This is a genomic window from Mycobacterium zoologicum (assembly GCF_020181635.2).
GTDB classification, from domain to species: Bacteria; Actinomycetota; Actinomycetes; order Mycobacteriales; family Mycobacteriaceae; genus Mycobacterium; species Mycobacterium zoologicum.
This window is the reverse complement of the sequence record NZ_JAYJJS010000029.1, coordinates 1-21,510: the sequence shown is the minus strand read 5'-3', so window position 1 is coordinate 21,510 and position 21,510 is coordinate 1. Positions and strand designations below refer to the sequence as shown.

20 protein-coding genes are annotated in these 21,510 nt (G+C 68.7%); 9 read left to right on the top strand and 11 right to left on the bottom strand.

The genetic code is table 11. The features are described from left to right. Positions 1-22 precede the first annotated feature (22 nt). Together K6T84_RS19430 and K6T84_RS19425 are read left to right on the top strand one after the other, a co-directional pair. Entirely contained in the window at positions 23-733 is a 711-nt protein-coding gene (locus K6T84_RS19430; RefSeq protein ID WP_224860401.1) for an NUDIX hydrolase, read from the top strand. Positions 734-758: 25 nt separating this feature from the next. Continuing rightward, on the top strand, positions 759-2,084 hold the full coding sequence (locus tag K6T84_RS19425; RefSeq protein WP_224860403.1) for a lipase family protein: 1,326 nt from the start codon (positions 759-761) through the stop codon (positions 2,082-2,084). On the opposite strand, the gene K6T84_RS19420 is transcribed toward K6T84_RS19425, so the two are convergent. The 3 genes from K6T84_RS19420 to bioB are packed head-to-tail and all read right to left on the bottom strand — an operon-like array spanning position 2,062 to position 3,967. Then, positions 2,062-2,691 carry a DUF2567 domain-containing protein gene (locus K6T84_RS19420; RefSeq protein ID WP_329786716.1) on the bottom strand — a complete coding sequence of 210 codons (630 nt, stop codon included), beginning with the start codon at positions 2,689-2,691 and terminating at the stop codon, positions 2,062-2,064. The two genes, K6T84_RS19425 and K6T84_RS19420, sit on opposite strands and share 23 nt — an antisense overlap. After that, positions 2,691-2,927, bottom strand: coding sequence for a biotin synthase auxiliary protein BsaP (gene bsaP / locus K6T84_RS19415; protein ID WP_224860405.1), 237 nt, complete (start codon positions 2,925-2,927; stop codon positions 2,691-2,693). Before bsaP ends, K6T84_RS19420 begins: the two co-directional genes overlap by 1 nt. A 2-nt stretch (positions 2,928-2,929) precedes the next feature. After that, complete coding sequence (bioB, locus tag K6T84_RS19410; protein WP_224860407.1) at positions 2,930-3,967, bottom strand: biotin synthase BioB; 1,038 nt, start codon at positions 3,965-3,967, stop codon at positions 2,930-2,932. A 69-nt stretch (positions 3,968-4,036) separates the two neighbouring features. On the opposite strand from bioB, the gene K6T84_RS19405 reads away from it, so the two are divergent. After that, positions 4,037-4,612, top strand: coding sequence for a TetR family transcriptional regulator (locus K6T84_RS19405; protein WP_224860409.1), 576 nt, complete (start codon positions 4,037-4,039; stop codon positions 4,610-4,612). Here the strand turns inward: K6T84_RS19405 and bioD are convergent. From bioD to bioA, 3 genes are read right to left on the bottom strand one after another with little or no spacing between them, the layout of a single operon-like run. Continuing rightward, positions 4,605-5,285: a dethiobiotin synthase gene (bioD, locus tag K6T84_RS19400; RefSeq protein ID WP_225400117.1), complete on the bottom strand. Its 681-nt coding sequence runs from the start codon at positions 5,283-5,285 to the stop codon at positions 4,605-4,607. The two genes, K6T84_RS19405 and bioD, sit on opposite strands and share 8 nt — an antisense overlap. Continuing rightward, complete coding sequence (bioF, locus tag K6T84_RS19395) at positions 5,282-6,430, bottom strand: 8-amino-7-oxononanoate synthase (RefSeq protein WP_224860413.1); 1,149 nt, start codon at positions 6,428-6,430, stop codon at positions 5,282-5,284. Before bioF ends, bioD begins: the two co-directional genes overlap by 4 nt. A gap of 32 nt (positions 6,431-6,462) precedes the next feature. Continuing rightward, the gene (bioA, locus tag K6T84_RS19390; protein ID WP_225400118.1) at positions 6,463-7,755 is read right to left on the bottom strand and encodes an adenosylmethionine--8-amino-7-oxononanoate transaminase; all 1,293 of its coding nucleotides are present in this window, start codon (positions 7,753-7,755) and stop codon (positions 6,463-6,465) included. Positions 7,756-7,911: 156 nt separating this feature from the next. Here bioA and ripD point away from each other — a divergent pair, with 156 nt between their 5' ends. The 5 genes from ripD to K6T84_RS19365 all read left to right on the top strand — a co-directional run bounded on the left by ripD (position 7,912) and on the right by K6T84_RS19365 (position 16,180). Beyond that, positions 7,912-8,550 carry an NlpC/P60 family peptidoglycan-binding protein RipD gene (gene ripD, locus K6T84_RS19385; RefSeq protein ID WP_225400119.1) on the top strand — a complete coding sequence of 213 codons (639 nt, stop codon included), beginning with the start codon at positions 7,912-7,914 and terminating at the stop codon, positions 8,548-8,550. A gap of 70 nt (positions 8,551-8,620) precedes the next feature. Then, positions 8,621-10,831: an acetyltransferase SucT gene (gene sucT / locus K6T84_RS19380; protein ID WP_224860419.1), complete on the top strand. Its 2,211-nt coding sequence runs from the start codon at positions 8,621-8,623 to the stop codon at positions 10,829-10,831. Then, the gene (gene glgX, locus K6T84_RS19375; RefSeq protein ID WP_224860421.1) at positions 10,822-12,963 is read left to right on the top strand and encodes a glycogen debranching protein GlgX; all 2,142 of its coding nucleotides are present in this window, start codon (positions 10,822-10,824) and stop codon (positions 12,961-12,963) included. The genes sucT and glgX overlap by 10 nt, the downstream gene beginning before the upstream one ends. 4 nt (positions 12,964-12,967) lie before the next feature. Further along, positions 12,968-15,244 (top strand): malto-oligosyltrehalose synthase, encoded by a 2,277-nt coding sequence (gene treY, locus K6T84_RS19370; RefSeq protein ID WP_224860423.1) that lies wholly within the window; start codon positions 12,968-12,970, stop codon positions 15,242-15,244. A 177-nt stretch (positions 15,245-15,421) separates the two neighbouring features. After that, complete coding sequence (locus K6T84_RS19365) at positions 15,422-16,180, top strand: PE-PPE domain-containing protein (RefSeq protein WP_225400120.1); 759 nt, start codon at positions 15,422-15,424, stop codon at positions 16,178-16,180. A 33-nt stretch (positions 16,181-16,213) separates the two neighbouring features. Here the strand turns inward: K6T84_RS19365 and ilvA are convergent, their stop codons facing one another. Next, positions 16,214-17,503: a threonine ammonia-lyase IlvA gene (gene ilvA / locus K6T84_RS19360; RefSeq protein ID WP_224860427.1), complete on the bottom strand. Its 1,290-nt coding sequence runs from the start codon at positions 17,501-17,503 to the stop codon at positions 16,214-16,216. 28 nt (positions 17,504-17,531) lie between these two features. Further along, entirely contained in the window at positions 17,532-17,969 is a 438-nt protein-coding gene (locus tag K6T84_RS19355; RefSeq protein WP_224860429.1) for a nitroreductase family deazaflavin-dependent oxidoreductase, read from the bottom strand. Positions 17,970-18,059: 90 nt separating this feature from the next. On the opposite strand from K6T84_RS19355, the gene K6T84_RS19350 reads away from it, so the two are divergent. Beyond that, on the top strand, positions 18,060-18,269 hold the full coding sequence (locus K6T84_RS19350) for a hypothetical protein (RefSeq protein WP_224860431.1): 210 nt from the start codon (positions 18,060-18,062) through the stop codon (positions 18,267-18,269). A gap of 12 nt (positions 18,270-18,281) precedes the next feature. On the opposite strand, the gene K6T84_RS19345 is transcribed toward K6T84_RS19350, so the two are convergent. The 3 genes from K6T84_RS19345 to K6T84_RS19335 form a co-directional block, all read right to left on the bottom strand. Further along, positions 18,282-18,716 (bottom strand): DUF488 domain-containing protein, encoded by a 435-nt coding sequence (locus K6T84_RS19345; RefSeq protein WP_408066146.1) that lies wholly within the window; start codon positions 18,714-18,716, stop codon positions 18,282-18,284. A gap of 96 nt (positions 18,717-18,812) precedes the next feature. Next, entirely contained in the window at positions 18,813-20,666 is a 1,854-nt protein-coding gene (fadD11, locus tag K6T84_RS19340) for a fatty acid--CoA ligase FadD11 (protein WP_225400121.1), read from the bottom strand. Next, positions 20,663-21,430, bottom strand: coding sequence for an enoyl-CoA hydratase/isomerase family protein (locus K6T84_RS19335; protein ID WP_225400122.1), 768 nt, complete (start codon positions 21,428-21,430; stop codon positions 20,663-20,665). Before K6T84_RS19335 ends, fadD11 begins: the two co-directional genes overlap by 4 nt. Positions 21,431-21,510: the final 80 nt, after the last annotated feature.

Sequence of the window (21,510 nt, the reverse complement as noted above, 5' to 3'; positions counted from 1 at the left end):
TTTTCGACTTATAATCGAAAACGTGGTCCATACTAGCACCGCCCACGAAGTCCTCACCGCCGTCTTCCAGGTTGGCGACCTCGAGACGCGCCGCCCCCGACTGAAGGTCCTGCTGTGGCAACGGGCCAGAGAACCCCAGTCCGGACGATGGTCCCTGCCCGGTGGACTCCTGCGTCACGACGAGGACGTCACCGCCTCGGCGCGCCGCCAACTCGCCGAGAAGGTCGACCTGCGTGAGATCGCCCACCTGGAGCAACTGGCTGTGTTCTCCGACCCAGCCCGCGTTCCCGGCGTGCGCACCATAGCTTCGACCTTTCTGGGCCTGGTGCCCTCGCCGGCCGACCCGGAACTGCCCGGTGACACCCATTGGCACCCCGTCGACGAACTTCCCCCGATGGCGTTCGACCACGCGCCGATGGTGGCCCACGCACATAGCCGCCTGGTCGCCAAGATGTCCTACACGAACATCGGATTCGCTTTGGCCCCAACAGAATTCATTCTGTCCACCCTGCGCGACATCTACAGCGTGGTACTCGGGCACCAAGTGGACGCCACCAACCTGCAGCGGGTGCTGGTTCGCCGCGGGGTGATCATTCCCACCGGCACCACGGCACGCTCCGGACGCAGTGGCGGCCGGCCCGCGGCCCGTTACCGGTTCACCGAGTCCCAACTCCGAGTGACCGACGAATTCGCGGCTCTGCGGCCCCCAGGGTGGGTCGGAGTGGAATCTTAGTGGGTTCTTAAGTCACAATGCCCCGATGGACTTCGACAGCTTGGCCCGCACATCCTCTGTCGACTGGATCGGGCAGGCCGCCCACCAGCCGCTGCAGCCCGGCGCCCGCGCCGAGCTGCCGGACCAGGATCCGTTCTACGAGCCCCCGGCCGGCTTCGAGCACGCCCAGCCCGGCACAGTGCTGCGCTCCCGCGACGTGGAGCTGGCATTTCTGGGCCTGATCCCGCAGCGGCTGCACGCCACCCAGCTGTTGTACCGCACCACCGACCGCAACGGCCTCCCGCAGGCGACGGTCACCACGGTGCTGGTGCCGGGTGACCGTGACCTGACTCGACCGTGCCCGATCGTGTCGTACCAGTGTGCGATCGACGCGGTGGACGGCCGCTGCTTCCCGTCCTACGCCCTGCGCCGACGGGCCAAGGCCTACGGCTCGTTCACCCAACTCGAGTTCGTCTTGATCGCCGCGATGCTGGCACAGGGCTGGGCGGTGTCGGTTCCCGACCACGAGGGCCGCGACGGCCACTGGGGCGCGCCCTATGAGCCGGGCTACTGCGTGCTCGACGGCCTGCGTGCCGCACTGGGCTCCGAACAGCTGGAGCTGGCCGCCGACTCCCCGATCGGGTTGTGGGGCTACTCCGGTGGCGGCCTGGCGACCGGCTGGGCGGCCGAGGTCTGCGGTTCCTACGCGCCTGAGCTGAACGTGGCGGGGGCCGCCATGGGTTCGCCGGTCGGCGACCTGGGTAACACGCTGATGCGGCTGAACGGCTCGTTCTGGTCGGGTCTGCCGGCCACCATGATCGCGGCGCTGGCGCGCACCTATCCCGATCTGGCCGCGGTCATCGACGAGCACGCCACCGTCGACGGGCGGGCCCTGCTGCACTCGCTGGAGTCGACGACAACCGCCGCCGCGGTGCTGCGCTTCCAGCACCGCAGTCTGAACTCCTACATCGACCAGCCGCTCGAACAGCTGATCGAGATGCCGGCTGTCCAGCACGTTTTCGACGACACCCGGCTGGGCAGCTCCGTGCCCGCTCCCCCGATGCTGATGGTGCAGGCGATCTACGACGAAGTGATCTCGGTCCACGACATCGACGCGCTCGCCGCGACGTACGCCGCCGGTGGTGCGCGGTTGACCTACCACCGCGATCTGTTCAGCGAGCACATCCTGCTGCACCCGTTGTCGACTCCGATGGTGCTGTCCTGGCTGGCCGACCGGTTCGCCGGCCGGCCGGTGCCCGAGACCGTGGTGCAGAAGGAATGGCCGACGCTGCTGAACCCCAAGACCTACCTGGGCCTGGCCCGGTTGGGTCTGGTGGCAGTCCGGGTCATCACCGCCCGCGCGCTGCGCTGACGCCGAGTCCCGTCGGAGGCAAAGACTCGGGCGGGTAGCCGCCGAGGTCGTCGCGGGTGCACCAGGTGGCACACAGCCCGTACACCAGGGCCCCGGCCGCGGCCGGCAGCAACAACATGGCAGCGATCTGCAACACGGTGTGCCCCAAGAACACCGGGGGCCCTTCGGCGGTGTAGTGGACGCGATGCTCGGGTGTCACCGGGGCGGTGTCCACGTCGATGACGCCGTAGCGCTGCAGCACCAGCCGGTGGCCGACCAGCACCGCAAAGCCGGCCGCCGCGATCAGGCCCGCCGACAGGCCCGTGATCATTCCCGGGCCGCGGTGGGCCCGCCACTGCCAGGCGAGCGTCGCGGCCACCACCGCCACCACTCCCAGCAGGGCCAGCAGCAGAACCGGTGCGACGAAAAGGTTTTCGGCTTCGCTGCCCAGATACGCCTGCACGCGCTCGCCACTGCGGGTCAGTGCCACCACCCCGTGCGCCGAAGGGGCGATCCATGCCCACAACGCGCCCAGGGGCGGCCCGGTGAGTCCAAGCCCGGCGGCCATGACGCCGGCGGCACGCAAACGCGTGATGCGCGGCGCCGGGCGTTCCGGTGTGTGCGCCACTACCGGGCTGCCAGCTCCGCCGAATCCACCTGGCCGTGCCGGGAGCACTTCGCCCACCAACCGTTGGGCCGGATCTGGACCGCCATCTTGCGGCCGCAGGCGGCGCAGAACCGGGGCGGGCGCAATGCGAGTTGTGCGGCTGTCTGCGGCACCGGGCGGTCGTCGTCACCGATCAATGCACCGTTGTGCACGTTGTAGACGCCGGCCCCAACCAGCTCCGGCAGTTGGGTGGCCATGCTCACAGGCTGGCGCTGAGCGCCTTGATCGGCATCTTCAGCTCCTCGAGCATCTCCAGGTCGTCGTCGATGGAGCGCCCCAGGGTGGTCAGGTAGTTGCCGACGATCATCGCGTTCGCACCGCCCAGCAGGCTGCGCTTGGCACCCAGGTCACCCAGGGTGATCTCGCGGCCACCGGCGAACCGCAGCGTGGTGCGCGGCAGCGCCAGCCGGAAGGCGGCGACGACGGACAGTGCCTCGAACGCCGACACCGGCTCCATGTTCTCGAACGGCGTGCCCGGCTGCGGGTTGAGGAAGTTGATCGGCACGTCGTCGGGGTTCAGCGCGGCGATCTGGCTGGCGAATTCGGCGCGCTGCTCAAGGCTCTCGCCCATCCCGATGATGCCGCCGCTGCACAGCTCCATGTCGTTGTCGCGCACCAGCTCCAGGGTCGCCAGCCGCTCGTCCCACTCGTGGGTGGTCACCACGCTCGGGAAGTACGAGCGCGCGGTCTCCAGGTTGTGGTTGTACTTATGGACGCCGATCTCCTTGAGCTTCTTGGCAGTACGCGCCGTCAGCAGCCCGAGCGACGCGGCGATCGGAATGTCGATGCCCTCGGCGCGGATCGCCTGGATACCCTCGTCGACCTGCTTGAGCAACTTGTCGTCGGCGCCGCGCACGGCCGCCACGATGCAGAACTCGGTGGCGCCGGTGGCCGCGGTGGCCTTGGCGGCCTCCACCAGCTCGGCCTTGTCGAGCCAGACCCCGCGCACCGGCGAGTCGTCGAACACCGCGGACTGCGAGCAGAAGTTGCAGTCCTCGGTGCAGCCACCGGTCTTGAGGCTGATGATGCCCTCGACCTCCACCTCGGGGCCGCACCAGCGCATCCGGACCTCGTGCGCCAGCTCGAGCAGCTCGTCGAGACGGTCCTCGCCCAGCTGCAGCACGGCGAGCACCTGCTCGGAGTCCAGTCCCTCGCCGCGCCCCAGCACCTGCTCGCGGGCCACCGCCAAGATGTCGGCGTTATCGGTGGCGATGCTGGATACGGCGGCCTGAGTCACCTGATGCTCCTTGTTGCTCGAGTCCGGCGGACGAGCCGCCTTGAACGCTGTTCAGGTTATGGTAGCGGCGTGCAGCTGCACAAACCTGACGTGGTCGCCGCGGCGGCCGCCATCCTCGACGACTACGGCATCGCCGACCTGACGATGCGGCGGTTGGCGCGCGAGCTCAAGGTCAGCCCCGGCGCCCTGTACTGGCATTTCGCCAACAAGCAGCAGTTGCTGGGCGCGGTCGCCGACCGGGTGCTGGCCGCGGCCTGCGCCGACCCGGGGCCCGGCGACTGGCGGTGGCGGATCCAGGCGGTGTGCGAGCGGCTGCGCGACGCGCTGCTGTCACACACCGACGGCGCCGAGCTGGTGTCGGCGAGCCTGGCCGCCGGTCAGTCGCGCGCCGCCGCCGAGATCGTGGGGCTGCTGGCCGACTCGGCCGCCGCAGCGGGTGTGCACCCGGATCACGCCGTGCTGGCCGCACGCACCGTCGTCTACTACGTGCTGGGGTTCACCGCCGAAGAGCAGTCCCGGCTGCAGTGGGACGCCGCGGGGGCGGCCGGGATCACCCCCGACGCCGACCCGGGCAGCGCCTTCGGGTTCGGGCTGCGGCTGCTGATCGACGGGCTGGCCGTGCAGGCCGGGATCGCCGTCAGCTGATCAGCGAGCGCACCCAGGCAGGTGCGAACGCCGCGCCGCTGCGGGCGCCGAACTCCGCGGCCCCCAGCGAACCCGAGCCCGCCGGCAGCACCGCCCGTAGCGGCGCCAGCCGGGCCAACGCCTCACGATTGCTCACCGCGGCGTCATCGGGTTGCGTCGGCCAGCTGCCGATCACCAGTCCGGCGCACGACAGGCATTGTCCGGCAAGGGATTCCAACGTCAGCGCGGTGTGGTTGAGGGTGCCCAGTTCGGTTCCGACCACCACCAGCACGGCCGCACCGAGGTCCACCGCCAGATCGCGCAGGGTGACGCCGTCGGCCGCCAGCTCCACCAGCAGTCCCCCGGCGCCCTCCACCAGGGTCAACCGCCCGGGGCCGTCGGCGTCGCGGATCAGCGCCAGCAGTTCGGCGCGGGTCGGCAGCGCCATGCCGGCGCGGTGCGCGGCGGCCACCGGGGCCAGCGGCTCGGGATAGCGGCCCGCCCCGAACAGCGCGCTCACCTGCGAGAGCCGGCCGATTTCGGCCAGGTCGTCGTCGCCGTCGGCGGTGCCGGTCTGCACCGGCTTGCACACCGCCACGTCCAGGCCGAGCGTGCGGGCGCAGGCGGCCAGTGCCGCGGTGGCGATCGTCTTGCCGACGCCGGTACCGGTGCCGGTGATCACCAGCACGCTCACCTGCGCCGCACCGCCAGGACGTCGGTCAGTACCCGCCGGGCCAGCTCCAGATCGGCTTCGGTCAGCGAGGCACGCGCAGTCAGCCGCAGCCGCGAGGTGCCCGCCGGCACCGTGGGCGGCCGGAAACAGCCCACCCGAACCCCGGCATCCAGGCAGGCGGCCGCGGCGGCCACCGCGACCTGCGGGTCGCCGAGAATCACCGAGACGACGGCGGATTCCGGCCGTTCGGGCACGTCGCAGATCTGCGCCAGCGTGCCGGAATGCCGCAGCACGTCGGCAGCGCGGGAGGGCTCGGCGGCCAGCACCCCCAGGGCCGCCGAGGCGGCTCCCAGCGCGGCCGGTGCCAGGCCGGTGTCGAAAATGAAGGTCCGGGCGGTGTCGATGAGGTGGTCACGCACCGCAGCCGGACCCAGCACCGCGCCGCCCTGGCTGCCCAGCGCCTTGGACAGCGTCGTCGTCATCACCACATCCGGTGCCCCGGCCAGGCCGACTTCATGCAGCAGCCCTCGGCCGCCGTCCCCGCGCACCCCGAGCCCGTGTGCCTCGTCGACGATCAGCAGCGCCCGATGGCGCCGGCACACCTCGTGCAGTTCGCGCAGCGGGGCCAGCGCACCGTCGGCGCTGAACACCGATTCGGTGAGAACGACGGCACGTTCTTCGCTGCGGTTGCTCAGGGCCGCAGCGACGGCCCCGACGTCGCGGTGCGCGGTGATCGCGACCCGCGCCCTGGACAGCCGGCAGGCGTCCACCAACGAGGCGTGGCAGTAGGCGTCGGAGACCACCAGCGACTCCGGCCCCGACAGGCTGACCACGGCGCCGATGTTGGCGGTGTATCCCGAAGAGAATACCAATCCTGAAGCGGCACCGACGAATTCGGCCAGCTGCTGTTCGAACCGGTGGTGCAGCTCGGTGTTGCCGGTGACCAGCCGGGACCCTCCGGCGCCACCGCCCCAGGTGCGCAGCGCATCCACTGCGCCGGCGATGACGTCCGGGTGCGTCGACAGGCCGAGGTAGTCGTTGGAGGCCAGGTCCAGCTCGGTGGTCGCCGCGGGGCGCTCCCGCAGCGAACGGCGCAGGCCGGCCTGTCGGCGCTGCCGCTCCACCTCTGCCAGCCAGGCCAGTGGAGACGCATCCGTGCGGGTCACGCGAGCTCCTTACAACGACTCTTGAACACCGTTCAGGTTAAGGCACGCACGGCAGCGACCATCGCGGCACCGATCTGGGCGACCTGCTCGTCGGTGCAGATGTAGGGCGGCATCGCGTACACGAGGTTGCGGAAGGGTCGCAGCCACACCCCGTGTGCCAGTGCCGCGGCAGTGGCCACCGGCAGATCTACCGGCTGTTCGCATTCGATGACGCCGATCGCGCCGCAGACCCGGACATCGGCGATGCCGGGCAGCCCGCGAGCGTCCGCCAGGGCGGCGCGCAGCCCTGCGCTGATCCCCGCGACCCGACCGCGCCAGTCCCCACTGAGCAGCAGTTCGGTGCTGGCCACCGAGACCGCGCAGGCCAGCGGATTGGCCATGAAGGTGGGGCCGTGCATCAGGGCTCCTGCCTCGCCGGCACTGATCGCGTGGGCGATCTCGGTGCCGCACAACGTCGCTGCCATCGACAGGTAGCCGCCGGTGAGCGCCTTGCCGATGCACATGATGTCGGGGCACACGCCCGCGTGGTCGGCGGCGAACAGCTCTCCGGTGCGCCCGAATCCGGTGGCAATCTCATCGAAGATCAGCAGTACGCCGTGGCGGCGGGTGATCTCCCGCAGGTCGTTGAGATACCGGGGGTCGTGGAAGCGCATGCCGCCGGCGCCCTGGACCACGGGTTCGACGATGACGGCGGCCAGTTCGTCGGCATGGGCGGCCAGTTGGGTCTCGAACCGAGCGCTGTAGGCCGGGTCGTGGTCGCGGGGCACCTGCGGGGCGAAGATCTGCTGCGACAGGACGTCACGCCACAGCGTGTGCATGCCGCCGTCAGGGTCGCAGACGCTCATCGGGGTGAAGGTGTCCCCGTGGTAGCCGCCCCGCCAGGTCATCAACCGGTGCTTGCCCGGGAGTCCGCGGGCACGCCAGTACTGCAGCGCCATCTTGACCGCGACCTCGACCGCCACCGACCCGGAGTCGCTGAAGAAGACGGTGTCCAGTCCGGCCGGGGTGATCTCCACCAGCAGTTGCGCCAGTCGGGCCGCGGGTTCGTGGGTGATGCCGCCGAACATCACGTGGTTCATGGTGGCCAACTGCGCGCTGATCGCGGCGTCCAGGACCGGGTGGCCGTGGCCGTGGATGGCGGTCCACCAGGAACTCATGCCGTCGAGCACCTCGGTCGGTTCGCCGTCGAGCACCAGCGTCAGATGGGGGCCGCGCGCGGCCAGCGCCACGATCGGAGCAGGTGCCCCGGCGCCGATGGTGCTGTAGGGGTGCCATAGGTGGGCGGCGTCCAGAGCGCTGATCTGCTCGGGAGGCATCGCGGACATGACTGACGACAGTAGTGGCCGGTGGCGTAACCGTTCGGTCACAGGTTGCTCAATATCGCTTCCGCCCGGGCAAATGGAGTCTAAGCGCCGGTAGGCTCTGTTACAGAAGTGACGAATGAGGCTGTCGTGATAACGGGGCCGCGAGAGGAGAATCTGATGAAGCGCATCTACGCCACCACGATCGCCCTGGCAGCGGCCCTGGCCCCGGCACTGAGTGCCGCGCCCGCCCACGCCGACCCGCTGTCGCAGACCGGCCAGAACCAGCTCGTCGACCGGGTCATCCAGCGCGCGCTGTCACAGCGCGGGGTGCCCTTCGTCTACGGCGGCGGTGACGTCAACGGACCCACCAACAACGCGCGGGCCAGGGCTGCCACCACCCGCAGCGCGTTGACCGACATCACCGGCCGCGCCATCCTGCCGAGCACCCAAGGCAACCCGCCGGTGCCGGGTAGCGTCACCCCGGTCCTACCGGGCACGTCGCTGGTGCCCAGCGAGGACATGCCGGACACCACCACGGTCGGCTTCGACGCATCCGGGCTGATCCAGTACGCGTTCGCCGGTGCCGGGATCAAGATGCCGCGCACCTCCGGCGAGCAGTGCAGCGTCGGCCAGAAGGTGCCGCCGGCACAGGCCCGTCCCGGCGATCTGCTGTGCTACGGCCCCGGTGGGACCCAGAGCGTCGCGCTGTACCTGGGCAACAACCAGATGATCGAGGGCACCAGCCCCGCGGTCTCGGTCTCGCCGGCGCGCACCTCCAACATGGTCCCCTACCTGACCCGGGTCCTCAGCTCCTGACCGTTTGGGCGACGTCACAGCGCGCGGAATGCGGTTTCTCCAGGCAAGTTAGGTAGATTGTCGGGCGATCATGATTGCCCTGGCCCCGCCTCGACCGGCGGTAACACCTGTTGCGGGACCCGCATCCGGGTCGGTTCCGACGTCCGCGTCGGCGGCCGCGATGGGTACCCGCAAGGAGGGTTTCTACCGACACGACCTCGACGGGCTGCGCGGGATCGCGATCGCGTTGGTGGCGATGTTCCACGTCTGGTTCGGACGGGTGTCCGGCGGTGTCGACGTCTTCCTGGCGCTGTCGGGGTTCTTCTTCGGCGGCAAGCTGCTGCGGGTTGCGCTGAACCCGGCGTCGTCGCTGTCACCGATACCGGACCTGATCCGGCTGGTGCGCCGGCTGCTGCCCGCGCTGGTGGTGGTGCTGGCGGCGTGCGCGGGACTCACGATCTGGATCCAGCCGCAGACCCGCTGGGAGACCTTCGCCGACCAGAGCCTGGCCAGCCTGGGCTACTACCAGAACTGGGAGTTGGCCAGCACCGCTTCGGATTACCTGCGCGCCGGTGAAGCGGTCAGCCCGCTGCAGCACATCTGGTCGATGTCGGTGCAGGGCCAGTTCTACCTGAGCTTCCTGCTGCTGATCTTCGGTTTCGCGTTCCTGTTGCGACGCCCGCTGCGCACCCACCTGCGGTCCGCCTTCGTGGTGCTCATCACGGCACTGACGGTGGCGTCGTTCTGGTACGCGATCGTCGCGCACCAGGCCAACCAGCCTCTGGCCTACTACAACAGTTTCGCCCGCGCCTGGGAGCTGCTGCTCGGTGCGCTGGCCGGAGCCCTGGTCCCCTACATCCGGTGGCCGATGTGGCTGCGGAGCGTCGTCGGCACCGTGGCACTGGCAGCGATCCTGAGCTGCGGCGCGCTGATCGAAGGCGTCAAGGAGTTCCCGGGGCCCTGGGCGCTTGTTCCGGTCGGTGCCACCGTGGCCTTCATCCTGGCCGGGGCCAACCGGCACGCGCACCCGAGCACCAACGGCAAACTGCCATGGCCGAACCGCTGGCTGGCCGCCGGACCGCTGGTCACGCTCGGCGCGATGGCCTATTCGCTGTACCTGTGGCACTGGCCGCTGCTGATCTTCTGGCTGTCCTACACCGGTCACAAACACGCCTCGGTGGCCGAGGGCGCAGCCATCCTGGCGGTCTCGGGTGTACTGGCCTACCTGACCACTCGGCTGGTCGAGGACCCGCTGCGCTACCGCGCCCCAGCCGGGCCGGGCCCGACGCCGGTGCTGAGCATTCCATGGCGCAAGCCGTCGCCCGGCTGGTGGCGACGCCCGACGATGGCGTTGGGCTCGACGGTGGTGCTGCTGGGCGTGGCGCTGACCGCGACGTCGTTCACCTGGCGTGAGCACGTGACCGTCCAGCGCGCCAGCGGCAAGGAACTGGTCAAGCTCAGCAAGGACGACTACCCGGGTGCCCGCGCCCTGATCAAGCATCAGCGGGTTCCCAAGCTTCGGATGCGGCCCACCATCCTGGAGGCCAAGAAGGACCTGCCGCGCTCGACCCGGGACGGCTGCATCAGCACCTTCACCGACCCGGAGCTGATCAACTGCACCTATGGCGACCCCGAAGCCACCCGTACCGTCGCGCTGGCCGGCGGTTCGCACGCCGAACACTGGCTGCCCGCACTGGACATCCTCGGTCAGCGGCACCACTTCAAGGTGGTCACCTACCTCAAGATGGGCTGCCCGCTGTCCACCGAGAAGGTCCCGCTGATCATGGGCAACAACGCCCCCTACCCGCAGTGCTACCAGTGGGTGGGCAAGACGATGGACAAGCTGGTCGCCGACCACCCGGACTTCGTGTTCACCACCGCCACCCGGCCGTGGAACATCAAACCCGGCGATGTGATGCCCGGAACCTACATCGGGATCTGGAAGAAGCTGTCGGACCACCACATTCCGATCCTCGGCGTGCGCGACACCCCGTGGTTGGTGCGTGACGGCGACCCGTTCCAGCCGGCCGACTGCCTGGCCTCCGGCGGTGACGCGGAGTCCTGCGGCATCAAACGCTCCGAAGTGCTCGTCGACCGCAACCCGACCCTGGACTTCGTCGCCCGGTTCCCGTTGCTCAAGCCGCTGGACCTCTCGGATGCGGTCTGCGACAAGGAGATCTGCCGAGCCATCGAGGGCAACGTGCTGGTCTATCACGATTCTCATCACCTGTCGGCGACCTACATGCGCACCATGACCGGCGAACTGGGCCGACAGATGGGTACCGCCACCGGATGGTGGTGAGCGCGGCCGAGCCCACCGTCTGGCCCGGGCAGAGCTATCCGCTCGGTGCCGTATACGACGGCGCCGGAACCAACTTCGCGGTGTTCTCCGAAGTCGCCGAGCAGGTCGAGCTGTGCCTGATCGACAACACCGAGACCCGGATACGCCTCGACGAAGTCGACGGCTACGTATGGCATGCCTACCTGCCCGGAATCGGACCCGGCCAGCACTACGGATTCCGGGTGCACGGGCCGTTCGAACCCACCGCCGGACACCGCTGCGATCCGAGCAAGCTGCTGCTGGACCCGTACGGCAAGGCGTTCAACGGTGAGTTCGACTTCGGGCCCGCGCTGTTCTCCTACGATCTGGCCGACCCGGACGGCCCGGGCAGCGGCAGGCCTCCCCCGGCGCTGGACTCGTTGGGCCACACCATGACCAGCGTGGTGATCAACCCGTTCTTCGACTGGGCCAGCGACCGTTCACCGCGTACCCCGTATCACGAGACGATCATCTACGAGGCCCACGTCAAGGGCATGACGCAGACGCATCCGGCCATCCCCGACGAGTCGCGCGGCACCTACGCCGGGCTGGCGCACCCGGTGATCATCGATCACCTCAAGTCGCTGAACGTGACCGCGATCGAGCTGATGCCCGTCCACCAGTTCCTACACGACCACCGGCTGCTGCAGTTGGGCCTGCGTAACTACTGGGGGTACAACACATTCGGCTTCTTCGCCCCGCACAATCAGTACGCCGCCAGTCGCGCGCCCGGCGGCGCGGTGCCGGAGTTCAAGGCGATGGTGCGGGCCTTCCACCAGGCCGGCATCGAGGTGATCCTCGACGTGGTCTACAACCACACCGCCGAAGGGCATCACCTGGGCCCGACACTGAACTTCCGGGGTATCGACAACGCCGCCTACTACCGGCTGACCGAAGGCGACAAGCGGTTCTACACCGACTACACCGGAACCGGAAACAGTCTCAACGCGCGGCATCCGCACACCCTGCAGCTGATCATGGACTCACTGCGCTATTGGGTGACCGAGATGCACGTCGATGGCTTCCGTTTCGATCTGGCGTCCACCCTGGCCCGGGAGCTGCACGACGTCGATCGACTCTCGGCGTTCTTCGATCTGGTGCAACAGGATCCGGTGGTCAGCCAGGTCAAGCTGATCGCCGAGCCGTGGGACGTCGGCGAGGGCGGCTACCAGGTGGGCAACTTCCCCGGGCTGTGGACAGAGTGGAACGGCAAGTACCGCGACACCGTGCGCGACTACTGGCGCGGTGAACGAGAAACCCTTGGCGAGTTCGGTTCCCGGCTGACCGGCTCGTCAGACCTGTATGAGGCCACCGGCCGGCGCCCCAGTGCCAGCATCAATTTCGTCACCTGCCATGACGGCTTCACCCTGACCGATCTGGTGTCCTACAACCAGAAACACAACGAGGCCAACGGTGAGGACAACCGCGACGGCGAGAGTTACAACCGGTCGTGGAACTGCGGGGTCGAGGGCCCGACCAACGACCCCACCGTAATCGCGTTGCGGGCCCGCCAGATCCGAAACATCATGGCCACCCTGCTGGTCAGCCAGGGCACTCCGATGATCATGCACGGCGACGAGGTGGGCCGCACCCAGCACGGCAACAACAACGTCTACTGCCAGGACTCCGAACTGTCCTGGATGGACTGGTCACTGGCCGAGACCAACGCCGATCTGCTGAGATTCACCCGGACGTTGACCGCGCTACGCACCGCACACCCGGTGTTCCGCCGACGCCGGTTCCTGCAGGGCAAGCCGATCCGCGGCGGTGACGAGGTGCGCGACATCGCTTGGCTGACGCCGACCGGGCACGAGATGACCCGACAGGACTGGGACAGCGAGTTCGGCCGCTGCGTGATGGTCTTCCTCAACGGCGAGGCACTGCCCGAACCGGACGCCCGCGGCAGACGCATCGTCGACGACTCATTCCTGTTGTGCTTCAACGCCGGTGAGACAACCGTGCAGTTCGTCACCCCCAACACCGAGTACGCCCGGGACTGGGCCGCGGTGATCGACACCGCCGACGCCGCCGGCAGGTCCGCACTGACGGTGCAGGCGGGCCAGGCGATACCGGTAGGGCCACGCTCGCTGATGATCCTGCAGAAGAGCCGGTGAGCCCATGGCTCTGTCGGGCAAGCCGGTGTCGACCTATCGGCTGCAACTGCGCGGGCCGGACAGTGGCTTCGGGTTCACCTTCGCAGACGCCGAAGAACTCCTGGACTACCTTGACGCACTCGGGGTTTCGCATCTGTACCTGTCGCCGATCCTGACCCCGGTACGCGGGTCCGCGCATGGCTACGACGTCACCGACCCCACCACGGTGTCCGCCGAACTCGGCGGAATCGACGGTCTGCGCCGACTGTCCAGGGCTACCCGCGCCCGGGGCATGGGCCTGATCGTCGACATCGTGCCCAACCATGCCGGAATCGAGGTTGCCGAGCAGAACCCGTGGTGGTGGGATGTGCTGCGACACGGGCGGGACTCAGGGTTCGCCGACTTCTTCGACATCGACTGGGATCTGGGCGCCGGCAAGATCGTGCTGCCGGTGCTGGAATCCGAGGATGACCTGGCCGGGTTGAGCGTCGACGGCGACGTGCTGCGCCTGGGCGGCCTCGCTCTGCCGATCAGCCCCGACACCGGGGCGGGAACCGCACCGCAGGTCTATGCGCGCCAGCATTATCGGCTGACGTGCTGGCGCGACGGCCGGTGCGGCTACCGCCGGTTCCTGGCGATCAACTCGCTGGCCGCACTTGCGCAGGAAGACGAACGTGTCTTCGCCGCGACGCACCGGGAGGTGGCGCGCTGGTTCGATGAAGGTCTGGTGGACGGGGTACGCGTCGATCACCTCGACGGTTTGTCCGATCCGGTCGGCTACCTGCACCGATTGCGGGCTCTGATCGGGCCGCAGGCATGGATCGTCGTCGAGAAGATCCTGGCGGTCGATGAGCCGCTCGAGCCCTCCCTGCCGGTGGCCGGAAGCACCGGCTACGACATCCTGCGCCTCATCGGTGGGGTCTTCGTCGACCCCAGGGGTGCACCGGCGCTGACCGCGCTGGCCGGCCCCGCACCGGTCGCTATCGCGCTGCGAACCGCGGCCGCCGCCGCCCTCGACAACGACCTGCAGCGGCTGCGGCGCGCTGTCACCGCCGCCACCGGGCAAGACTCGCCCCGACTGGCTGCCGCGCTGGCGGCCCTGATCGGCCGGGTCGGGGTGTATCGCAGCGACTACCCGGTGACCGAATCGGTGCTGCGTACCGTCCTGGCCGAAACAATCTCGGCGGCACCGGAATTGGCCTCGGAACTGGCGATCATCCGTACCGCGGTGGCAGCACGGGGCCCGGCTGCGGTCAGGCTTGCGCAGCTGTGTGTCGCCGCGACGGCGACCGGAATCGAGGGGTGGGCGTTTCACCGTGATGCTCGGCTGGTGTCGCTGAACGAGTTCGGCGGCGACCCGCACCGGTTCGGCTGCAGCGCAACCGAGTTCCATACCGCCCTGGCCGAACGTGCGCAAGCCTGGCCGCTGGCGATGAGCACGATCTCGACCCACGACACCCAGCGCGGCGAGGACGTCCGGGCCCGGATCGGAGTGCTCTCGCAGGTGCCTGGCCGGTGGACCGAATCCGTAGCAGGCTGGCAGTCCGCGATCCCATGCCCCGATACCGCGACGGGACTGTTCCTGTGGCAGAACATCTTCGGGGTGTGGCCGACGGACGGGATCGTCACCGAAGCCCTGCGCGCCCGGCTGCACACCTATGCGCGTAAGGCGGTGCGCGAAGCCGCGCGATGCAGCTCCTGGCAGCGGCCAGACACCGCGTTCGAGAAGGCGCTCGCCGACTGGCTCGACGTGGTGCTCGACGGCCCGGTCGCCGACGAGATCACCGCGATGATCGGCAGACTCCGGCGGCACGCGGAAAGCGATGCGCTGGCCCAGAAAATCCTGGCGCTCACCGTGCCCGGAGTGCCCGACGTCTATCAGGGCACCGAGTTGTTCGACGACAGCCTGACCGATCCGGACAACCGGCGCCCGGTCGACTTCGCGGCCCGCCGTGCCGAACTGACCGTCCTGCAGCATCCGAAGATGCGGATCGTGCACGCTGCCCTGCGGTTGCGCCGCGACAAACCGGAGACGTTTCTGCGCGGCGGTTACCGACCGGTGATCGCCGACGGCCCGGCCGCCGAGCACGTCGTGGCATTCCGGCGCGGTGACGACGTACTGGTGGCGGTCACTCGTTGGACGGTCCGCCTGGGCGAAATCGGTTGGGGCGAAACCGTAATCACGCTGCCACTCGGGAACTGGATCGACCGACTCACCGGCCGGCGGTGGTCTGGGACGGCTCCGGCGGCGGAGTTGTTCGCCGAGTTGCCCGGTGTCCTGCTCGAACGCACTGATGCCTGAGTGCGCGGTTCCCCGTTCTGCCGGCTGTCGACAGCTGACGGGCGTTATAGCCCGGCCCGGTCTCGTGTTGCTCCGGGTAACCTGGCTGATCAGGCGGTAGTTTGCGTTCACAGTATTCAACATCTGATACGGCAGGGCCGGTGAGCGGTGAATGGCTTAGGCAAGGGATTGGCGGTGATGGCGAGCATCACCGTGGCAATGGTGTTGCATCCCGCTCCGGCCCGCGGGGCCGGCATTACCTACACAGTCGAATCGTTCGACTTCGACGGCGTCATGGGCGTTTCGATGTCGGTGACCCAGAAGCAGTTGGGCGGTAGGTTATGTCCCTGTGTCAAGGTGCCCTACCCCGCTGATGGACTCCACAATGACGAAGGAGCAGCGGCGATAGCCAATGCGCCGTTGCGCGCCGGTGACACCGTGCTCGGGTTCAGTCTCGGTTCGCAGGTGATCTCGCTCTACCTGGCTCGGCATACTCCCCCGCCCGGGGTGCGGTTCGTGTTGCTGGGTGACACGTTTGCGCGCAATGACGAGCTCGTCGCCGCCGGGCAGGGCGTTCCCGCCGACATCGCGAACCCGGTCACGCTGGTGGCCCGGGAATACGACGGGTGGAGTGACGCTCCTACCAACAAGGCCTCCCCCCACTACCGGCTGGCCCTGCAGAACGCCCAGGCGGGCGCGGGCACCATTCACGACTATGTGAACGCCCGCCTCGACGATCCGGCCAACGTGGTACGAACTCGAGGCAACATCACCACGGTCTTGATCCCGACCCAGCAACTGCCTTTGAACATCGGGTTGCGAAAGTCGGGGCGCAGCGCGGAGGCCGACCGGCTCGACGCCGAACAGCGCCCGCTCATCGACAGTGCCTACGACCGGCCCGGACCGACGCCCGACCAGCTGGCGGCGTCGACTGGCCAGCAGGTCGGAAGCCATTGAGATGAGAATTCATCCGCCGGGATTGCGCTGGCTTCAGAGCAGATAGCGGTACGCCGGCGACCCCGGCGCCAGGGTTTCGACGTGGATGTGCGAGGAGCGCATCCGGGCCAGCAGACCGTCCAGATCGGCCGCCGACCCCAGTTGCACGCCGACCAGCGCCTCGCCGGTCTCCCGGTTGTTGCGCTTGACGTACTCGAACAAGGTGATGTCGTCGTTGGGACCGAGCACCTCGTCGAGGAATCGCCGCAGAGCGCCCGGCTCCTGGGGGAAGTCGACCAGGAAGTAGTGCTTGAGGCCCAGGTGCACCAGCGAACGTTCCAGCACCTCGCCGTAGCGTGACACGTCGTTGTTGCCGCCGGAGATCAGACAGACCACCGTCGAGCCCGGCGTGATGTCGGCCTCCATCAGACCGGCCACTGACAACGCGCCCGCCGGCTCGGCGATGATGCCCTCGTTCTGGTAGAGGTCGAGCATCGCGGTGCACACCGCACCCTCGTCGACGGTGGCCACCGACACCATGTCGCCGGCTGCTGAGAGCACCTCGAACGGCAGCGCCCCGGCCCGCTTGACGGCCGCACCGTCGACGAATTGGTCGACGTGATCCAGGGTCACCAGCTCACCGGTGCTCAATGCGGCCATCATCGCCGCGGCCCCGGCCGGCTCGATCCCCAGCACGGCGGTGTTGGCGGTGCGCTCGGCCAGATACGAGGTGATCCCGGAGATGCAGCCCCCGCCGCCGACCGGAACGATCACCAGATCCGGCTCGCCGCCGAGTTGGTCGAGCAGCTCGACGGCGATGGTGCCCTGACCGGCCATGGTGCGCAGGTCGTCATAGGGCGGCACCAGAGTGGCGCCGGTGCGGGCGACGTCGTCCAGCGCGGCCTCGGCCGCCATGTCGTAGGTGGCCCCGCAGACGATCAGCTCGATGAAGTCACCGCCGTGGAAGCGGATCCGGTCGCGCTTCTGCTTGGGCGTCTTGGCGGGTACGTAAACCCTGCCGTGGACACCCAATGACCGGCAGGCATAGGCGAAGCCCTGCGCGTGATTGCCGGCCGACGAGCACACCACACCGGCGGCCAACTCCGCCTCGGTCAGCTGGACCAGCAGGTTGTAGGCGCCGCGCAGCTTGTAGGACCGCACCGACATCAGGTCCTCGCGCTTGAGGTAGACGTTGGCACCGGTGATCTGCGACAACCGGTCGCTGTGCTGCAGTGGGGTGGGTGCCACCACGCCGGCGATCCGCGTGGCCGCCGCGTCGATGTCGGCCGCTGTCAACGGGCCGTTCGCGGGGCGACTTCGGTTCGAGCGCAATTCGGCGGACACCGCAATATGGTGCCACCCAGCTGCGGGTTCAGCCCACCGGGGTCAGCACGAACACCGGGATCTGCCGGTCGGTCTTCGTCTGGTAGTCGGCGTAGTCGGGGTAGGCCGCCACCGCGCGCTCCCACCACTGCGCCTTCTCATCGCCGAATACCTCGCGTGCCTCGTAGTCGCCGGTGACGGTGCCGTCCTGCAGCTCGACCCGCGGGTTCTTGACGACGTTGTAGTACCAGACCGGGTTCTTCGGGGCCCCGCCGAGCGAGGCGACGATGGCGTACTGGCCGTCGTGCTCCACCCGCATCAGCGGCGTCTTGCGCAGCTTCCCGGTCTTGGCACCGACGCTGGTCAGCAGGATCACCCGCATACCACGCATCTCGGTGCCCTCGGTGCCGCCGGACGCCATGATCTGCTCGGCGTTCTTGCGGGCCCAATCCAATGTTCCGGGTGCGTATTCTCCGCTCAGTGGCATTCCGCCAGCCTAGCTCGCCCGCCCGATTCGGCGGCGTGTCCAGTGGGTTTCGGGTGGCCAAACAATTCGTTATCGACTACCGTCAACGTCATGACCACCGTCCATCGCCCCCGGCAGCAGGTGCCGATCGCGGGTGTGCCGTGGCCGCTGTACAAGCTGGTCGCGCTGGTCGTCGGGCTGATCACGCTGCTGGGGGTCGGGCTCCTCACCGCCAGCGCTTCGGCCGCGGTGTTGTCCGCGGCCGCGGCCTGCACCGCGGTGTGGCTCGGGCTGGGGGCCGTGCAGCCGCCGCGGCGGTAGGCCAGGCAACTCTCAACCGTCGTACACCAACACGTCGCCGTCGACGCGGGCCTCGTCCGTGGGCCGGTGCTCCCGCAGTTTTCCGTCGTGCATCAGGTGGCGTACTTCGATCCCGCGGACCAGGGTCAGATAGTCGGCGATCAACCTGCGGTGGCAGCGCCACCACACCGTCTCGGCGCACATCACCGACGTCTGTTCGGTGGCCGCGCCCGCCAGCAGTTCGTCCACCGCGGCCCGGAACTCGGGCGAGCGCATATAACCGGCATACCCGCGAAACGAATCATTGCGCAGCCCCACATCCGGACTGTCCTTCGTGGCCCGCCGCCACCCACCCAGCCGCGGCTCCCACCGGTAGCCGATTCCGGCCTGCGGCAACCAGTTCGCCATGGCCTCGCGGGTGCTCTCGGGATTGTGTCGGCTTCCCGGTGCGGTGCGGACGTCGACCAGGTTCCGAACACCGGCACCGGTCAGCAGTGTGGTGATCTCGGCCGCATCGGCGGTGCCGTGACCGAAGGTGAAAATGGTTGGTGCCGTGGCAGTCCCCTATCCCACGGCCACCGTCGACGGCGCGGCGCCGGTGGTACTCGGTTCGTGGACGCGCGGACTCGGCTCGGCGGCGTAGAGTTCCTCGATCTCCTCGGCGTACTTCGCGGCGATGGGCCGGCGCTTGAGCTTCATGGTCAACGTCACCTCGTCACCGCCGGGCTCCCACAGCGTGGGCAGGACCTGGAAGCGCTTGATCTGTTCGACCCGGGAGAGTTTGGTGTTTCCCTCGGCCACCCCGGCGGCTATCCGTGCGATCACCGTCGGGTCGGCCGCCAGCGCAGCCGGCGTCGCCTCTTGCAACCCGAGCGCAGCGGCATGCGGCGCCACCGACTCGGCGTCGAACACCATCAGCGCGGTGTTGTACGGCCGGCCGTCGCCGATGGTGACCATCGCCCCGATCAACGGGCACGCGCCGAGGATGGCGTTCTCAATGTTGGCCGGCGACATGTTCTTTCCGCCGGCGTTGATGATCAGTTCCTTCTTGCGGTCCACCACCCGCAGATAGCCCTCGGCATCTTGTTTCAGGATGTCGCCGGTGTGCAGCCAACCGTCGGCATCGATCGCCTCGGCGGTCTTGGCCGGCTCCTTGCGATAGCCCCGCATCACCAACGGACCACGCACCAGGAACTCGCCGTCATCGGCGATCCGGGACTCCAGGCCCGGCAACAGCTTTCCGACCGTTCCCAGACGTCCCTCCCTCGGATGCATCGACGAAGCGGCACAACTGAGCTCGGACATGCCCCACACCTCGGCGATCGGAATCCCGATCCCGGCGAAGAAGCTCAGGGTTTCGCCCGGTATGGGTGCGGCACCCGAGACCGCCCAGCGCAGTTCGTCCAGCCCGATCTTCGCCCGCAGCGCGGACAGCACCCGTTCGTCGGCGGTCGCCCATTCCGCCGCGAGTTCCGCGGACGGCTCCTGGTGGGCGAGCATCGCCGCGCCCCGCTGGGCCGCGACCCCCAACGCCCATTGCAGGGCGGCGCGGCGCAACTCGTCCGGCTCGCCTGTGACCGCGAGTTCGATTGCGGCCTTGAGCTTCTCCCAGACCCGGGGCACGGCAGCCCAGATGGTCGGCCGCACATCGGCCAGTGCCGCACCGATGGCGGGCGCCTCGGGAACGGTGGTGACCTGGACGCCGAACACCTCCTGGTTGTAGAGCGCCATGGTCCGGTCGGCGATGTGCGCCGAGGGCAGATAGGAGGTGATGCGGTCCCCGAATTGCACCCCGAGTACGCCGTCGAGAGCCGCGGCCTCGAACAGCAGATTGGTGTGGGTCATCTCCACCCCCTTGGGGGTGCCGGTGGTCCCGGAGGTGTAGATCAGCGTAACGATGTCGTCGGGCCGCACCGCGCGCCAGCTGGCGTCGAAGTCGAAGTCCGGATCAGCGGCTGCCAGCAGTTCTTCGACGGACAGGGTGCCCTCGGGGTGCCCGTCGATGCAGACGATGTGTTCGATGGCAGCTCCGCTGGCCCGGATGCGTTCGACGTATTGCTCTTCGCAGATCACCAGTTTGGTGCCGGCATTGCCGAACAGGTAGGTCAGTTGCTCGGCTGGCAGGGTGTTGTACACCGAGAACGAGGTGGCACCGACGTGCTGGGCGCCGACTTCGAGTGGATAGAACTCGACCCGGTTGCCCATCATCAACGAGACGGTGTCGCCGCGACGCACCCCCAGCCCCGCCAGGCCCGCCGCCACCTGACGGACCTGGGCGGCGTACTCCCGCCAGGTCAACGTCTGAGTGCCACCGACCGTGCGCAGCGCGACCGCGTCCGGATCGACGGCCGCCATGCGCTGGAACGCCTGGCACAGTGTGTCCGGGCCGCTTAAGCCCCGCGGCGCCTGATCGGTCATTGCGACTCTCCTCTACGTGCGCTGTGGCGGGTCAGATACGCCGTTGCGGCGTCACGGGATTCGGGGTCGAGCAAAGCCGTGACCAGACTGTCGGCGTCGCTCCAACAGCGGGCTGTGGCCACCATGCCCTCGGTGACCGCGTTGGTGTGACGCTTGGTGGCGGTCAGGGTGAGCGCCGACTTGGTGAGCAGTTGGCGCACCAGGTCTTCGACCTCGGCATCGAGATCCGGCTCGGGCACCACCCGGTTGAGAAAACCGGCCGCCTTGGCCTCGGCCGGTCCGAACGGCCGGCAGGTCATCACCAATTCCTTGGTCAGCGCCGGGCCGATCTCTCGCACCAGCCGTGGGATGCCGCCCCAGGCCAGTGGAATGCCGAGATCGACTTCGGGAATGGAGAATCGCGTCGTGTCGGCGGCCACTCGCAGATCGCAGGCGGCGGCCAGCACCACTCCACCGCCGACACAGTGCCCGTGCAGGCGGGCCACCGTCACCGCGGTCATGGCCTCGACCGCATCGGCCATCCGTCTCCCCGCGTCGGCGGCATCTCGCGGGGTCACCGATCCGGGCCCGGCTCCGGTGAACGCGGCCAGGTCAGCGCCGGCGCTGAACGCTCGACCGTTGCCGGCGACGACCACCACCTTGACCTGCGGACGGGCGTCGAACCAGCGTGCGGCATCGGCGAGTTCGGTCAGGGTCACCACGCCCAGCGGATTGAGCTTGTCCGCCCGGTTCAACGTGATCGAACCCCGAGGGCCGTCGGCCACCACCGCCAGGGTGCTCGCCTGCTGAGAGCAATGATCAGAACCTGTGGATGACCCTCGGTGGGGCGGCATGAAAGTGGGCG

Excerpts from the sequence above, each read along its gene's own strand:
- K6T84_RS19425 (WP_224860403.1), top strand. The coding sequence starts at position 759 with ATGGACTTCGACAGCTTGGCCCGCACATCCTCTGTCGACTGGATCGGG.
- bsaP (WP_224860405.1), bottom strand. The coding sequence starts at position 2,927 with ATGGCCACCCAACTGCCGGAGCTGGTTGGGGCCGGCGTCTACAACGTG.
- bioA (WP_225400118.1), bottom strand. The coding sequence starts at position 7,755 with ATGTCCGCGATGCCTCCCGAGCAGATCAGCGCTCTGGACGCCGCCCAC.
- ripD (WP_225400119.1), top strand. The coding sequence starts at position 7,912 with ATGAAGCGCATCTACGCCACCACGATCGCCCTGGCAGCGGCCCTGGCC.
- sucT (WP_224860419.1), top strand. The coding sequence starts at position 8,621 with ATGATTGCCCTGGCCCCGCCTCGACCGGCGGTAACACCTGTTGCGGGA.
- glgX (WP_224860421.1), top strand. The coding sequence starts at position 10,822 with ATGGTGGTGAGCGCGGCCGAGCCCACCGTCTGGCCCGGGCAGAGCTAT.
- treY (WP_224860423.1), top strand. The coding sequence starts at position 12,968 with ATGGCTCTGTCGGGCAAGCCGGTGTCGACCTATCGGCTGCAACTGCGC.
- K6T84_RS19365 (WP_225400120.1), top strand. The coding sequence starts at position 15,422 with ATGGCGAGCATCACCGTGGCAATGGTGTTGCATCCCGCTCCGGCCCGC.
- K6T84_RS19355 (WP_224860429.1), bottom strand. The coding sequence starts at position 17,969 with ATGCCACTGAGCGGAGAATACGCACCCGGAACATTGGATTGGGCCCGC.
- K6T84_RS19350 (WP_224860431.1), top strand. The coding sequence starts at position 18,060 with ATGACCACCGTCCATCGCCCCCGGCAGCAGGTGCCGATCGCGGGTGTG.
- fadD11 (WP_225400121.1), bottom strand. The coding sequence starts at position 20,666 with ATGACCGATCAGGCGCCGCGGGGCTTAAGCGGCCCGGACACACTGTGC.